This is a genomic window from Streptomyces sp. NPDC048191 (assembly GCF_040652655.1).
Lineage (GTDB): Bacteria > Actinomycetota > Actinomycetes > Streptomycetales > Streptomycetaceae > Streptomyces.
Window position 1 is genome coordinate 25,947 of record NZ_JBEZMO010000025.1, and the last position, 13,466, is coordinate 39,412.

General features: G+C 72.7%; 13 protein-coding genes and 2 pseudogenes. 10 read left to right on the top strand and 5 right to left on the bottom strand.

What is annotated here, in order from left to right:
* Positions 1–14 precede the first annotated feature (14 nt).
* Positions 15–1,373: an MFS transporter gene (locus AB0D93_RS31115; protein WP_362126445.1), complete on the top strand. Its 1,359-nt coding sequence runs from the start codon at positions 15–17 to the stop codon at positions 1,371–1,373.
* Between the two features lie 65 nt (positions 1,374–1,438).
* A pseudogene (locus tag AB0D93_RS31120) lies at positions 1,439–1,696 on the top strand (MFS transporter); the annotation flags it as partial.
* Between the two features lie 30 nt (positions 1,697–1,726).
* Here the strand turns inward: AB0D93_RS31120 and AB0D93_RS31125 are convergent.
* Positions 1,727–2,068, bottom strand: a complete 342-nt coding sequence (locus AB0D93_RS31125; protein ID WP_362126448.1) for a VOC family protein — start codon at positions 2,066–2,068, stop codon at positions 1,727–1,729.
* Between the two features lie 241 nt (positions 2,069–2,309).
* Here AB0D93_RS31125 and AB0D93_RS31130 point away from each other — a divergent pair, with 241 nt between their 5' ends.
* Both AB0D93_RS31130 and AB0D93_RS31135 read left to right on the top strand, forming a co-directional pair.
* Positions 2,310–5,000, top strand: a complete 2,691-nt coding sequence (locus tag AB0D93_RS31130) for a LuxR C-terminal-related transcriptional regulator (protein WP_362126452.1) — start codon at positions 2,310–2,312, stop codon at positions 4,998–5,000.
* Between the two features lie 167 nt (positions 5,001–5,167).
* Positions 5,168–5,365 carry a hypothetical protein gene (locus AB0D93_RS31135; RefSeq protein WP_362126454.1) on the top strand — a complete coding sequence of 66 codons (198 nt, stop codon included), beginning with the start codon at positions 5,168–5,170 and terminating at the stop codon, positions 5,363–5,365.
* Positions 5,366–5,397: 32 nt separating this feature from the next.
* Here AB0D93_RS31135 and AB0D93_RS31140 read toward each other — a convergent pair whose 3' ends face one another.
* On the bottom strand, positions 5,398–5,976 hold the full coding sequence (locus tag AB0D93_RS31140; protein ID WP_362126457.1) for an ion channel: 579 nt from the start codon (positions 5,974–5,976) through the stop codon (positions 5,398–5,400).
* Positions 5,977–6,310: 334 nt separating this feature from the next.
* Between AB0D93_RS31140 and AB0D93_RS31145 the strand changes: the two genes are divergently transcribed.
* Positions 6,311–6,778 carry an SHOCT domain-containing protein gene (locus AB0D93_RS31145; protein WP_362126460.1) on the top strand — a complete coding sequence of 156 codons (468 nt, stop codon included), beginning with the start codon at positions 6,311–6,313 and terminating at the stop codon, positions 6,776–6,778.
* A gap of 153 nt (positions 6,779–6,931) precedes the next feature.
* Positions 6,932–7,894: a CorA family divalent cation transporter gene (locus AB0D93_RS31150; protein WP_362126463.1), complete on the top strand. Its 963-nt coding sequence runs from the start codon at positions 6,932–6,934 to the stop codon at positions 7,892–7,894.
* Between the two features lie 24 nt (positions 7,895–7,918).
* Here the strand turns inward: AB0D93_RS31150 and AB0D93_RS31155 are convergent, their stop codons facing one another.
* Complete coding sequence (locus tag AB0D93_RS31155) at positions 7,919–8,512, bottom strand: TetR/AcrR family transcriptional regulator (protein ID WP_362126466.1); 594 nt, start codon at positions 8,510–8,512, stop codon at positions 7,919–7,921.
* Between the two features lie 104 nt (positions 8,513–8,616).
* On the opposite strand from AB0D93_RS31155, the gene AB0D93_RS31160 reads away from it, so the two are divergent.
* Positions 8,617–9,495, top strand: a complete 879-nt coding sequence (locus AB0D93_RS31160) for an NAD(P)-dependent oxidoreductase (protein ID WP_362126599.1) — start codon at positions 8,617–8,619, stop codon at positions 9,493–9,495.
* Between the two features lie 17 nt (positions 9,496–9,512).
* Here the strand turns inward: AB0D93_RS31160 and AB0D93_RS31165 are convergent, their stop codons facing one another.
* Positions 9,513–9,950 (bottom strand): PPOX class F420-dependent oxidoreductase, encoded by a 438-nt coding sequence (locus AB0D93_RS31165; RefSeq protein ID WP_362126468.1) that lies wholly within the window; start codon positions 9,948–9,950, stop codon positions 9,513–9,515.
* 87 nt (positions 9,951–10,037) lie between these two features.
* Here AB0D93_RS31165 and AB0D93_RS31170 point away from each other — a divergent pair.
* Both AB0D93_RS31170 and AB0D93_RS31175 read left to right on the top strand, forming a co-directional pair.
* Positions 10,038–10,193 (top strand): annotated as a pseudogene (locus AB0D93_RS31170) (helix-turn-helix domain-containing protein); the annotation flags it as partial.
* A gap of 446 nt (positions 10,194–10,639) precedes the next feature.
* The gene (locus AB0D93_RS31175) at positions 10,640–11,863 is read left to right on the top strand and encodes a serine hydrolase domain-containing protein (RefSeq protein WP_362126471.1); all 1,224 of its coding nucleotides are present in this window, start codon (positions 10,640–10,642) and stop codon (positions 11,861–11,863) included.
* A gap of 56 nt (positions 11,864–11,919) precedes the next feature.
* Here the strand turns inward: AB0D93_RS31175 and ribA are convergent, their stop codons facing one another.
* On the bottom strand, positions 11,920–12,591 hold the full coding sequence (gene ribA, locus AB0D93_RS31180) for a GTP cyclohydrolase II (protein ID WP_362126474.1): 672 nt from the start codon (positions 12,589–12,591) through the stop codon (positions 11,920–11,922).
* Positions 12,592–12,629: 38 nt separating this feature from the next.
* Between ribA and AB0D93_RS31185 the strand changes: the two genes are divergently transcribed.
* A complete protein-coding gene (locus tag AB0D93_RS31185) occupies positions 12,630–13,451 on the top strand; it encodes a creatininase family protein (protein ID WP_362126477.1) in 822 nt (273 codons plus the stop codon).
* The last annotated feature ends 15 nt before the right edge of the window (positions 13,452–13,466 follow it).

Below are 13,466 nucleotides of genomic sequence, written 5' to 3' on the forward strand. Positions count from 1 at the left end.
AAGGAGGACCGCCCGTGTCCGTCCCCGCCCCCGCTTCCGCCGCCGACGCCCCTGAGGGCCAGCCCTGGAAGGCGGCGACGGCCGCCTGGATCGGCAGCGCGCTGGAGTACTACGACTTCTTCGTCTACGGCAGTGCCGCCGCGCTGGTCTTCCCGAAGGTGTTCTTCGACTCCTCCGACCCGGCCACCGCGACCCTGCTGTCGCTCGCCACCTTCGGTGTCGCCTATGCCGCCCGCCCGCTCGGCGCGCTGGTCCTCGGCCATGTCGGCGACCGGCCCGGGCGCAAGAAGATCATGGTGTTCACGCTGGTCCTGATGGGTCTGTCGACCTTCCTGATCGGCTGTCTGCCCACGCGTGCCCAGGCCGGCGCGGTCGCTCCGGTGCTGCTCGTGCTCTGCCGCGTCCTGCAGGGCATATCGGCGGCCGGCGAGCAGGCGAGCGCGAGTTCCATGAGCCTGGAGCACGCACCGCCGGGCCGCCGTGGCTTCTTCACCAGCTTCACCCTCAGCGGCACCCAGGGCGGCCAGCTCATCGCCACCCTCGTCTTCATCCCCGTCTCCCGGCTCCCCGAGGACGAGCTGCTGTCCTGGGGCTGGCGCGTGCCGTTCTGGCTGAGCCTGGTGGTGGCGGCAACCGGTTACGTCATCCGGCGCCGGCTGCGCGAGACCCCGGCCTTCGCGAAGCAGGCGGCCGGTGAGGGCGTGGTCCGGCTGCCGCTCGCGGTGCTGCTGCGCGAGCACGCGGCGGACGTGCTGCGGGTGACGGCGGGCGCGCTCATCGCCTCGGTCAGCACGGTCTTCACGGTGTGGGCGCTGGCGTACGCCACCAGTGACGCGGTCGGCATGTCCCGTACGTTCATGCTGTGGGTCGGCGCGCTGGCCAACCTCGCCGCGCTGGCCGCGATCCCGCTGTGGGCCATGCTCTCCGACCGGATCGGGCGCCGGCCGGTGTTCCTGGTGGGCGCGGTGGGCAGCGCGGTCGCGATGGCCGGCTGTCTCTGGGCGATCTCCACCGGCTCCCGCCCGCTGACCATGACCCTCGGTATCGTCGCCTTCGGGCTCGTCTACAGCGCCGCGAACGGGGTGTGGCCCGCCTTCTACGGCGAGATGTTCGCGACCCGGGTCCGGCTGTCGGGCGTGGCCATCGGCACGCAGACCGGCTTCGCGGTGGCCGGGTTCGCGGTCACCTTCGCCGCAGGGATCGCCGGTCCGGGCGGCGACGACTGGTCGGCGGTGGCCCTGTTCACGGCCGCGCTGTGCCTGCCTCCCGCCCTGGCCGCGCTCACCGCCCGCGAGACGCACACGGTGCCCACGGAGCTGCTCGGAGAGCGGTCGGCCGGGCGGGCGAGGCGGTCGGAGCGGGTCACGGCCTGAGGTGAGCCGCTCTCCGGGGCCGGGGCCCGCTACGGCTTCGGGTGGCGCGGTTCGTACAGGGCGGGACCCGGGTCCGGCTGTCGGGCGTGGCCATCGGCACGCAGACCGGCTTCGCGGTGGCCGGGTTCGCGGTCACCTTCGCCGCAGGGATCGCCGGTCCGGGCGGCGACGACTGGTCGGCGGTGGCCCTGTTCACGGCCGCGCTGTGCCTGCCTCCCGCCCTGGCCGCGCTCACCGCCCGCGAGACGCACACGGTGCCCACGGAGCTGCTCGGAGAGCGGTCGGCCGGGCGGGCGAGGCGGTCGGAGCGGGTCACGGCCTGAGGTGAGCCGCTCTCCGGGGGCCGGGGCCCGCTACGGCTTCGGGTGGCGCGGTTCGTACAGGGCGAGTTCGCCGCCGCCGGGCAGGCGCAGGGCGGTCACCCGGCCCCAGCGCGCCTCCTCCACCGGACGGGTGAACTCGACGCCCTGCCCGGTGAGCCTGCTCCGGGTCGCGTCGAGGTCGTCGCACATCAGCATCAGCTCGTGCGCCGGTTCGCCGTCGGTGGGGTGACAGGCCACCTCGGTGGGCGGCGCCTGGAAGATCAGCCATCCGTGGCCCGCGTCGACGTGCGCCCATCCGAGCGTGTCGCGCAGGAAGGCCCGGTCGGCCTCCGCGTCCCGGCTGTAGAGCACCACATGTGCACCGTTGATCACGCGGGGAGGCTAGTGCGGCGGGCGGGCCCGGACAAGCACCGGCCGCCGCCGGGGCCGGGCGAGACCTCGGGCCCTGTCACCTCCTCCTTCTTCACCGGAGCTGTTCCGCCTTCTTCACCTGAGCTGTTCCGCCCTTGCCGGGGACCAGTGGCCCCTGTTGCAGATGGGACTACGGGAGTCACGCTTGTGGCGTAGGGAAACGTTGTGCGCTGCCTGACGATCATGACTGGTGGTGAGCGGCATGGCCGTACCGGGCGGGAGCGGACCGGCGCCGGCCCCGTCGCGTGCCGATCCCCGGGGGGATCCCTTCCTCCGGACACGATTCGCCGTGCCGACGCGTCCCGTGACGTTCCTGCGCCGCGACCGGCTGGCCGGACACCTCGACGAGGGCCGTCCGACCCCCTTGACCGTGGTCCATGGCGCCGCGGGAGCGGGCAAGACGCTCCTGGTCGCCGACTGGGTCTCGGCGCGTGACGGGCCCGTCGCCTGGCTCACCGCGCGGGTGGCGGACAAGGGCTGCGGAACCTTCTGGGCGTACCTCCTGGAGGCCCTGAGGGTGGCCGGTGTGCCGCTGACCCCCGAGGTCGGCTTCCCCACCGAACCCGGCCGCGTGCACGAGGCGCTGCTCACGCGGCTCGCCGCCGAACTGAGCGCCCGGAGCACTCCGGTGGTCGTCGTCGTCGACGAGTACGACCGGGCGGCCGATCCCGAGATCGCCGACCAGCTGGAATTCGTGCTGACGCAGGCGGGGCACGGCATGCGCCTGGTGCTGGTCACGCGCACCGAACCGCTGCTCCCGCTGCACCGGTACCGGGCGGACGGTGCCATCACGGAGATCAGGAACGCCGAGCTGGCCTTCACCCCGGACGAGGCGGCGGAACTTCTGGCCCTGCACGGGCTGCGCCTGTCGGCCGACGACGTGAGTGCGCTGGTGGAGCGCACCCGGGGCTGGGCGGCCGGACTGCGGCTGTGCGCCCTGGCGGCGCAGGCGGAGCCCGACCCCGGCAGGTATCTGAAGGAGTTCGAGGCCGATCGCACCACGATCGCCGACTACCTGCTGGCGGAGGTGCTCAAGCGGCAGACGGCCGGGACGCAGGATCTGCTGCTGCGGGTCAGCGTCCTCGAACGCTTCTGCCCGGATCTTGCCAACGCCCTCACCGGGCGCACCGACGCCGAACCCGTCCTGGCCGAGCTGCACCGCGAGAACGCGTTCGTCGAGTACCTGGGGCACGCCTGGTTCCGGCTCCATCCGCTGTTCGGGGAGATCCTGCGCGCCCACCTCCGGGTGCGCTGCCCGGGGCTGGAGGCCGGACTCCACCGCCGCGCGGCACACTGGCTGCGGCGCTCGGGGTCCCTCGGCGAGACCCTCGGCCATGCGGCCGCGGCGCACGACTGGGAGACCGCCGCCGGGGCCCTCGTCGGCGATCTCGCCATCGGGGAGATCTTCACCGGCCTACACGTCGACGATCTGTCCGAGCTGTTCTCGGGCATGGGGTCCGAACCCGCCGGTCCCGCCACGGACCTCGTCCGTGCGGCCCGCGCGCTGTCCCGCTGCGACGTCGAGCGCGGCCTTTCCCGCCTGCGCCGGGCGGCCCAGGACCTGGCAGCGCGGACCGCATCGTCCGAGGACGACGCGGACGACCTGGCCGCGGCCCGGCTGAGCTGCGCCTTCCTGGAGGCTCTGGCAGCACGCCTGACCGGTGCGCCGGCACGGGCGGAGGCGGCGGCCCGGGCAGCTGAGCAACTCCAGCACGACGTGCCCGGCAAGCTCCTGGAAGCGCATCCCGAGCTGATCGCACTCCTGCTCACCCATCTCGGCTCGGCACGCCTGTGGGCCGGCCGGGTCCGGGACGCCCGAGCGGCTCTGACCACGGTGGTGGACTCCGGCCGGGCGGGGGCGACGGCACCGGCGCGCCAGGAGTGTCTGGGCCACCTGGCGCTGATCGACCATCTGCTGGGCTGGCCGGGCCGGGCCGAGCGCAAGGCGTTGGCCACGGTCACCGCGGTGCGGGGCGGCAGCCCCCCGCCGGTGCCCGGACCGGGCCTGGCCTCACTGGTCCTGGCCGCGGTGGCGGTCGACCGCGACGAGCTGGACCGGGCCGAGGCGTTCCTGGACGCCGCGGCGGACGCGCGGAGCCTGCCGCTGGACCCCGTGCTGCAGGCGGGACGGTCCATCGTCACCGGGCGCCTGTGCCTGGCCCGCGGCGACCCGCGGGCCGCGCTCGAGGCGGCGGACCGGGCCGTCGTGGCCGAGGTGGCGTCTCCCTGGGCCGCGGCGCACACGGCGGCCGTGGCCGCCGCCGCCCACCTCGCCGAGGGCCGGCCGGGCATGGCCGTCGAACTGCTGACGGAGGAGTCCGACGGCGATCCGCTGTGCCTCGTGACGGCCGCGCAGGCGGAGCTGGCCGCGGGCAGACCCGGGGCCGCGGCCGCACTGCTCGACGGGGTGCGGCCACAGGGCCACCTCGGCCCCGCCATCGCGGTGCGGGCCGCACTGGTCAGAGCCCAGGTGGCGGGCGACGAGGGAGACCTCGCCATCCAGCACCGGCTCGTCGCCCAAGCCCTGCGGGAGGCCCGGCGCGAGCGGCTGCGGCGCCCCTTCGCGGACGCGGGACCGTGGCTGCGCCCGCTGCTGCGCACAGCGTCGTTGCACGCGCTGGCCGAGGGCTGGCTCACTCCCGGCCCGCCGACGCCTGGGGGGCCGGCGCGGGCCGGCGAGCGACCGCCCCCGCCGGTGGTGGAGGAGCTGAGCGAACGCGAACGTGACGTGCTGCGCCGGCTGGCGCAGATGATGTCGACCCAGGAGATCGCCGCCGACCTGTATGTGTCGGTCAACACGGTCAAGACGCACCTCAAGAGTGCCTACCGGAAACTGGCCGTGAACCGGCGTCACGACGCGGTGCGCCGCGCACGCGACCTGGGGCTGCTGTGAGGGGACCGCTGCGCGGGCGTCGTGGGCCGGCCCGGCGCGTCGGCCCCCGAGGCGCGGGCCCGGCTCTATCACCTCCCGCGGGTGAGGCACGGTGGCGGACCGGGGCGGAGGATCGTACGGGCAGGGACAGGCACACCCTTTCGGGGACACGTGGGGAAGAGCGGCTCATGCGCTACGAGATTCGCGTCGACGGACAGCTGACCGAGACGCTGGTCAAGGCGTTCCCCGAGCTGGACCATGTGCTGATGGCCGGTCAGACCATCCTCTTCGGAGCGGTCGTCGACGAGGCACAGCTGTTCGGGCTGCTGGGCCGCTGCCAGTCACTCGGGCTGCGCGTGCTCGAGATCCGCCAGTCGCCGTCGTGAACCGTCCCTGCGCGGGCTGGGCGCCCGGAGCCTCACTCCGGCGTCTGTCGCCCCTGGCGGCGAAGACCGACGCGCACGGCGGCCGCGATCACCCGTACGGCCAGCCCCACCAGCAACAGACTGCATGTCATCTGGCACATCACCAGCACCCTGCCCGTCTGGGAGACCGCGGTGATGTCGCCGAAGCCGACGGTGGTGAACGTGGTGAGCGTGAAGTACAGCGCGTCCGTCTTGGTCAAGGGCTCGCTGAAGGAACCGGGCGCGGCGCGTTCGAGCAGGTAGTAACCGCTCGCGAAGAGGACGAGATACAAGGCGAACGTGGCGGCCACGGTCTCTGCGGCCTTCAGCCGCGGCGAGGGCGAGCGCGTGATGAGCCACACCTCGCACCCGAAGAAAAGGCAGACCCCCAGCAGGCCGCCGATGAGGATCAGCGTGGTGACGCCCTCGCCGTGCCAGTTCAGCGGCAACAGGTAGTAAGCGGTGACGAGGCCGGCCGCGACGCCGGCCGACCGGGCGACGGACAGGGTCGCGGCCCTGGGCCCCGGCCCGCCGGGACACTCCGCCCGCTTCGGCGAGTCCGGTTGCTTCCCGGCCGCCACTGGATCGGTCATCTCGTGCCTCTTCGTCCGCTCCGCCGCGGGCCGGTCACCGGCCCTGGGTATCCCACCTCATCGTCCCGGCCCCCGGCCCGGATCACCCGCCAGGGGTGACGCCCCGGCGACCGGCCGGCGGGACGCGGGCCCGGTGAGCACCACGCGCCCGGCCCGCCCGCCGGCCGGGAGCGGATCCGCTGATCGCGTGAGCGGGGCCATGACGGAGTCGCGGTCACGCTTCTCGCGTGCGCCGTTCACCCGCCCCGGGTGAGGTGGCCGGGCCTCGGCCCCGCGCACGCTGAGAACCGTAGAGAACGGCTACCGGGTGCAGACCCGGAACGGAGGAAGCGACATGAGCGCGCAGACCTACCTCGCGTACGACTATCCGGCGCTGAGTGTCTTCTGGTCCATGCTGGTGTTCTTCCTGTGGATCATGTGGTTCGTCCTGCTCTTCCGGGTCGTCACCGACATCTTCCGTGACGACGACCTGGGCGGCTGGGGCAAGGCCGGCTGGCTCGTGGGCGTCGTCGTCCTGCCCTTCCTCGGCGTCTTCGTCTACCTGATCGCCCGTGGCCGGAACATGGGCCGCAGGGAGGTCGCGCAGGCCCAGGCACAGCAGCGGGCCGTCGACGACTACATCCGCCGTACCGCCCGGGCGGGCGCGGGTCCCAGCAGTGCCGACGAGCTCGCGAAGCTGTCCGAGATGCGCTCGCGCGGCGACATCACCGACGACGAGTTCCGGCGGGCGAAGGACCTGGTCCTCGCGGGAACCGGGACGGCCGGACCCAGGCACGACGTGCCCACCACCCCCACGCCCTGAGCACGGCGTACGGCACGGGACCGAGGCCCCTGACCCTCACCCGTTCGAGGTCGCCCGCCCAGGCACATGAGCGCACCCGAGTGCGCGGACACCGCACCGCACGCACGCTGGGCTTGGGCCACGGGATCAGCGGTGAGGGTGATGATCGTAACGATGGTGTCGATGCCGGAGGGCGTCACCACGCGTGTCTCCGTGTCGGAGGCGCGTCGGCGGCTCGCGACCGACCCTTTTCTGCTCCTGGACGTCGAGTTGCCGGAGGAAGAGGTCCCGGAGGAGGAGCCACTGGCGCACAGGCTCGGGCTGGACGCCTTGGAGCTGGCCTGGTTCGGCAGACGGGGTGAGGCCGCGCGGGCCGAATTCGCGGGTGACGTCGTGGGCTTCGTCGTGCCGGTGGTCCATGACGAGCGGATCGTCCACATGCACGCCCTGGCGGGCGAACGCTTCCTGGTGACGGCCCATCGCGGCCGGGCCGTCCTCGCGGCACAGATCACGACGCACCTGCGGCAGGAGAGGCCCCACGACGCCGTGGCCACGCTGTTCCTGGTGCTCCAGGAGGCGCTGGCGACGTTTCGGCGCGCCGCGGTGCATGCGCTGCTCCAGGTGGAGGAGCTGGAGGACGACATGTTCGAGGAGCGGCGCCCCGGGCAGATCTACCGTCTGACCCGGCTGCGCCGCCGTGCCGCCGTACTGCACCACTCGTTGCTGCCCTACCTGCAGGTGGTCGAGGAGGTGATCACCCGCAGGATGATGAGCCGTGACTTCCCGGTGGATCGGCAGCGGCTCGCCCAGGAGTTCCAGCGCGCGGCGCGACTGGTCCTCGCGGACACCGAGTCCCTCCAGGACGCCGCCCGCCGGGCCCTCGCCAGCTACGGCTCGCTGATCGCGGGCGAGCAGAACGGCGTGATCAACCGGTTGACCATCGTGTCGGTGATCTTCCTGCCGCTCTCCTTCCTGACCGGTTTCTTCGGCATGAACTTCACCTTCCTGACCGACGAGTTGGAAAGCCGGGTGGTCTTCTGGCTGCTCGCCGTCGGCCTCCAGCTGGCCGTCCTGCTCGCCGCCTTCTACGTGCTGCACCGCACCCGCGTCTGGCGGAGACTGCGGGACGAGGACTAGACGAGGACCACGAGCCGCGCGCGGTCAAGGGGCCCGGGTCACCGCCGCGTCGAGCAAGGGCGCCAGTTCCCGTACTGCCGTGGTCAGGGGACGTACGTCCTGTTCGGCGCGGGCCATCAGGATGGCGCCCTCCAGGGTGCTGATCATCAGCGTGGCCAGGGACCCGGCCCGGTCCGCGGGCACGCCCATGCCGGACAGGGCCTCGGCGAGGGGCGTGCGCCAGGTCGTGAACGCGGCGGCCGCGGCCTCACGGGTGGAGCCGCCGGCGGAGGCGCACTCGGCGGTGGCGGCGGCGACCGGGCAGCCCGCCGCGAAGCCGTCCGTCGTGTACTCGTCGGTCCACTGCCCGGCCATCGCCGCGAACAGACCGCCCGGCGTCGGCTCCTTCAGCCCCGCGACGAAGCGCGCGATCCGCTTGCCCGCGTACCGTCCGGCCCATCCGACCGCCTCGTTGACCAGCTGTTCCTTCCCGCCCGGGAAGTAGTGCTGGAGTGAGCCGCGGGGGGCGCCGGCGTGGGCGGCGACCTCCCGCATGCCGGTCGCGGCGACTCCGTCGCGCCGGATGAGCTGGGCCGCGCTGAAGACCATCCGCTCCCGCGGTCCCCGCACCTCGCCCATCGCCGTCCTCCGTTCGTCGCCGGCCCCACTGTATGACCGGCGTCATAACGGCGGCTACTATGACAGCGGTCATAGTCGTCTCCCCGGAGCGAAGGACGGTCCTCGTGGACGTCGGTTTCATCGGTCTCGGAGTGATGGGCCGCCCCATGGCGCAGCGCCTGGTGTCCGCCGGCACTCCCCTGGTGGTCTGGAACCGGACCCCGGAACGGGCCGCACCCCTGCGTGCGGCCGGGGCCACGGTCGCCGCGGACACCGACGAGGTGTTCGCGCGGGCGGAGGTGGTGCTGCTGATGCTCGCCGACGAGACGGCGGTCGACTCCGTCCTGGGCCGCGGCACGCCCGCGTTCGCCGCACGGGTGGCCGGGCACACCCTCGTCCACATGGGCACGACCTCCCCCGAGTACTCGCACGGCCTGGAGACCGACGTGCGCGCCGCCGGCGGCCGGTACGTCGAGGCACCCGTCTCCGGATCACGGGTCCCGGCGCAGGAGGGGCAGTTGGTGGCCATGCTCGCCGGCCGGAAGGACGCCGTGGACGCCGTACGGCCGCTGCTCGCGCCGCTGTGCCGGGAGACGTTCGTGTGCGGCCCGGCACCCGGGGCGCTGCTGATGAAGCTGTCCGTGAACCTCTTCCTGATCACCCTGGTGACCGGCCTGACCGAGGCGTTCCACTTCGCCGAGCGGCAGGGCCTGGACCGGCGCCTGTTCCTGGACGTCCTGGACGCGGGCCCCATGGCCAGCGGTGTCTCCCGGATGAAGGCGCCGAAGCTGCGCGAGCGGGACTTCGCGGTGCAGGCGGCCGCGCTGGACGTGCTGAAGAACAACCGGCTGATCGCCGAGGCGGCCCGCAGGGCACAGCTGGCCTCACCGCTCCTCGACGTGTGCCACGCCCTGTTCGAGGAGACGGTGAGGCAGGGGCACGGCGACGAGGACATGGTCGCCGTGCTACGGGCGATCGAGACGCGCAGCGCCGGGGCGGCGTAGCGGGAACCGGCCCGGGGTCAGCGCTTCGGGACGCCGTACGCCCGGTCGACGCGCAGCCGCACCACCAGACGGCGGTCGCGGACCATCGCCGCCCGGTAGTCGTCCCAGTCCGGGTGTTCGCCGAGGACGTCACGGTAGAGGCGGATCAGTTCCTCGACGGTGTCGTCGTGCGGGTCCCCGGCCACCGGTGACAGTTCGGCCGTTCCCTCGGCGACGGTGTACGCCCAGCGGTCGGCGCTGGTGACGTGGTAGGAGGCGCGAGGGTCGCGGCGCAGGTTGCGGGTCTTGGCGCGGTCGTCCGTGACGGAGATGCGGATGATCCGTTCGTCCGGGTAGTAGGCGTGGCTGACGTTGGAGAGCTGGGGGCGGCCGTCGCGCCTGAGCGTGACCAGTACGCCGCCATGGCCCTCGGAGAGCAGTTCCAGCAACGCGTCCTGCGTGGAGTCCTGAGTCATGACCGAATCAACTCGTGGCGGCGCCCCGCGCATTCCCGGACAGATAGTCAGTAGACACTGTCTACTGATCGCTGGCAGACAGCGTCCATGACCGAGTCCGACACCGGGTTGCGCGAACGTCTGGTCGACGCGGGCGCGGAACTGCTCGCCACCGAGGGGCTGCGGGCGCTGACCCTGCGAGAGATCGCCCGGCGCGCCGGCGTCTCGCACGGGGCGCCGCGCCGCTGCTTCCCCACCCATCTGGTGGCTCACCTGGCCGCGGAGGACGGCCGGTGAACCGGCGGTGGACGCCGGCGAGCAGCGTCGCGGGCGCGGTGGTCGTCGCGCTGGACGGTACGGTCCTCACGGTCGCTCAGCCCCGTCTGCAAAGGGAGTTGGGCGCGTCGCTCGCCGAGGTGCAGGGGAAGACACACCCCGGGACCGAAGGCGAGCGAGCTGCCTCCCGGGCCCCTGGGAGTGTGCCGTGACCACGGTCGGCGCCGACGTGGCGCAGCGCAGGGCCGAGGGCGAGCGTGCTGTCTCCGGCGCTCCGGGCGGGTGTGCCGCGGCCGGGTCCGGCGGCGTCGCGTCGATCACACGCAGCGCTGATGAGGGGGTCCGCGGCGGTGCTTCTGCGGGACGATGAGGAACGGTGCGTCCCCGGCGGGCAGTCGGGGGCGCAGCACGTATCGGGCGACCGGAGGAGAGCGATGGCACGGCTGCGGCAGGAAGTCGACCCGGACGAGGCGGGGCTGGACGTCGGGGCGCTGGATCGCCTGGACCGGCATATGGCCGACCACGTCGACGCGGGACGACTGCCCGGCTTTCTGGTGGCCCTGTCCCGCGGCGGCCGGGTCGCCCACCTCACCACGTACGGCCTGCGTGACGTAGCGGCCGGGCTGCCGGTCGAGGTGGACACCCTGTGGCGGATCTACTCGATGACCAAGCCGGTCACCGCGGTCGCCGTGCTGCTGCTGGCCGAGGAGGGCGGGCTGTCGCTGGACGATCCGGTCGACCGCCATCTGCCGGCGTTCGCCGGTCCTGTGGTGTACGAGAGCGGTTCGGGCGCGGAGCTGCGCACCCGCCCGGCCGCCGGCCCGGTCCTGATCCGGCATCTGCTCACCCACACCGCCGGCCTGACGTTCGGTTTCTACCACCGGCACCCCGTCGACGCCCTCTACCGCGCGTCCGGCCTGGAGTACTCGGTCCCGCCGGGCGCCGATCTGGCCGAGACCGTCGAGGTGTACGCGCGGATGCCGCTGCAGTTCGACCCGGGGACGCAGTGGAACTACTCGGTCGCCTCGAACGTGCTGGGCCGGGTGATCGAGGTGGTGTCGGGGCAGCCGCTGGACGCGTTCTTCGCCGAGCGGATCCTGCGCCCGCTCGGCATGGCCGACACCGGCTTCCACATCGAGCCCGGACAGGCGGGCAGGCTGGCCGAGTTGTACGGGGAGACGGACGAGGGCGGGATCACCCCGGTGCCGGGGCTGCCGGTGCACGGCCGGCCGCGGTTCCTCTCCGGCAGCGGCGGCCTGGTCTCCTCGGCCCACGACTTCCACCGGTTCATGGAGATGCTGCGCCGCGGCGGCGAACTGGACGGCGTCCGGCTGCTGTCCGCGGCCACGGTCGCCGAGATGACCCGCAACCAGCTGCCCGGCGACGCGGGCCTGCGCTCCTTCGGCGCCCCCGTCCACCAGGAGCCCGGAAACGACGGGCTGGGCTTCGGCTTCAACGTGTCGGTGGTGACGGACCCGTCTCGCACTCTCTCCCCCGCCGGCCTCGGCACGTACGGCTGGACCGGCGTGGCCACGACGGCGTTCTGGGTCGATCCGGCACGGGAGTTGACGGTGCAGTTCATGACGCAGGTACGGCCGAAGACCCTGAAGATCTTCCCGGAGCTGCGCCGGCTGGTGCACGAGGCACTGGCGGACTGACCGCCCCGGCGTCCGCCGCCCGTGGGGGGAGGCGGCGGGCGCCGGCACGGCCGGCTTCAGGAGCCGTGGGCGACGGCGTCCAGATGGGGAAGGATGTGGTCCATCCGCTCCCGCTTGGTGCGCAGATAGGTGATGTTGCTCTCGCACGGCTCGATCAGCAGCGGCACCTGCTCGCTGACCTGGATGCCGTGCCGGACCAGCGCCTCCCGCTTGCGCGGGTTGTTGGACATCAGGCGTACCGAGCGCACCCCGAGGTCGCGCAGGATCTCGGCCGCGACGCCGTAGTCGCGGGCGTCGACGGGCAGACCGAGGGCGAGGTTCGCCTCCACCGTGTCCAGGCCCTCCGCCTGCAGGGCCATCGCCCGCAGCTTGGCGAGCAGCCCGATGCCGCGGCCCTCGTGGCCCCTCAAGTAGACGACGATGCCGCTGCCTTCGGCGACCACGGCACGCAGCGCGGACGCCAGCTGGTCGCCGCACTCGCAGTGCCGGGAGCCGAACGCGTCCCCGGTCAGGCACTCGGAGTGCAGCCGGGTCAGCACGTTCTCCGTGCCGATCTCGCCGTACACCAGGGTCACTTGCTCGTCACCGCGGTCGTGGTCCAGGTAGCCGATCGCCTGGAATTTCCCGTACACGGTGGGCAGCGGTGCATTCACGACGCGTTCCGCACCCGAACGCCGCGGTGACTTCTTGCCGAGTACGCCCATGTTGACGCCGGTGTTTTCTGTCATGATCTGATTCCTAAGCAGAGACGAAAGGCCGTGAAAAGATGAGTGGTTCGGACGCGCGGACGGCAGCAAGTGGGGAGTCGAACAGCGTGGCGCACGGGGTGGTGCCGACGGACACCACGGACGACGTGCGGGCGCGGGGGGCGGGCGTTTCAGCACAGGTCGCCGTCCTTCCCGTCGGCAGTTTCGAGCAGCACGGTCCGTTCCTTCCGCTGGCGACCGACACGCTCGTCGCCTGTGCCGTGGCACGGGAGATCGCCGCCGCGTACCCGGTGCACCTCCTTCCTCCGGTGACGGTCTCCTGCTCGCACGAGCACGCTCACTGGCCGGGGACCGTCAGCATCTCCGCCGTGACCCTCCATGCGGTGGTCTCGGACATCGCGGCGTCGCTGCGCCGTTCGGGCGTCGACGCGCTCGTCGTGGTCAACGGGCACGGCGGCAACTACGTCCTCGGCAACGTCGTCCAGGAGGCGTTCGCGCGCGGTGAGCGGATGGCGCTGTTCCCGGCCGCCGAGGACTGGGAGACGGCGCGGGAGCGGGCGGGAGTGCGCACCTCGCTGCTCACCGACATGCACGCGGGCGAAATCGAGACCTCGATTCTGCTGCACGCTCACCCCGAATTCGTCCGCCCTGGTCACGAGTCCGCCGATTTCACCGCCGACGACCGTCGTCATCTGCTCACCGTGGGAATGTCCGCCTATACCGAATCGGGCGTCATCGGCCGTCCTTCCCTGGGCTCGGCGGAAAAGGGCAAGGAACTGCTGGCGGCCCTGGCGGAATCCTTCGAGCCGTATTTCGCGTTGCTCACCTCGGCACGGGAGCCCGGACGATCCGCCGCGGGATCGCCTGCGACGGCGTCCTGAGCCCGGTCCGCCGGG

Coding starts and splice junctions, on each gene's coding strand:
- AB0D93_RS31130 (WP_362126452.1), top strand. CDS start 2,310: ATGGCCGTACCGGGCGGGAGCGGACCGGCGCCGGCCCCGTCGCGTGCC.
- AB0D93_RS31135 (WP_362126454.1), top strand. CDS start 5,168: ATGCGCTACGAGATTCGCGTCGACGGACAGCTGACCGAGACGCTGGTC.
- AB0D93_RS31140 (WP_362126457.1), bottom strand. CDS start 5,976: ATGACCGATCCAGTGGCGGCCGGGAAGCAACCGGACTCGCCGAAGCGG.
- AB0D93_RS31145 (WP_362126460.1), top strand. CDS start 6,311: ATGAGCGCGCAGACCTACCTCGCGTACGACTATCCGGCGCTGAGTGTC.
- AB0D93_RS31150 (WP_362126463.1), top strand. CDS start 6,932: ATGGTGTCGATGCCGGAGGGCGTCACCACGCGTGTCTCCGTGTCGGAG.
- AB0D93_RS31155 (WP_362126466.1), bottom strand. CDS start 8,512: ATGGGCGAGGTGCGGGGACCGCGGGAGCGGATGGTCTTCAGCGCGGCC.
- AB0D93_RS31165 (WP_362126468.1), bottom strand. CDS start 9,950: ATGACTCAGGACTCCACGCAGGACGCGTTGCTGGAACTGCTCTCCGAG.
- AB0D93_RS31175 (WP_362126471.1), top strand. CDS start 10,640: ATGGCACGGCTGCGGCAGGAAGTCGACCCGGACGAGGCGGGGCTGGAC.
- ribA (WP_362126474.1), bottom strand. CDS start 12,591: ATGACAGAAAACACCGGCGTCAACATGGGCGTACTCGGCAAGAAGTCA.
- AB0D93_RS31185 (WP_362126477.1), top strand. CDS start 12,630: ATGAGTGGTTCGGACGCGCGGACGGCAGCAAGTGGGGAGTCGAACAGC.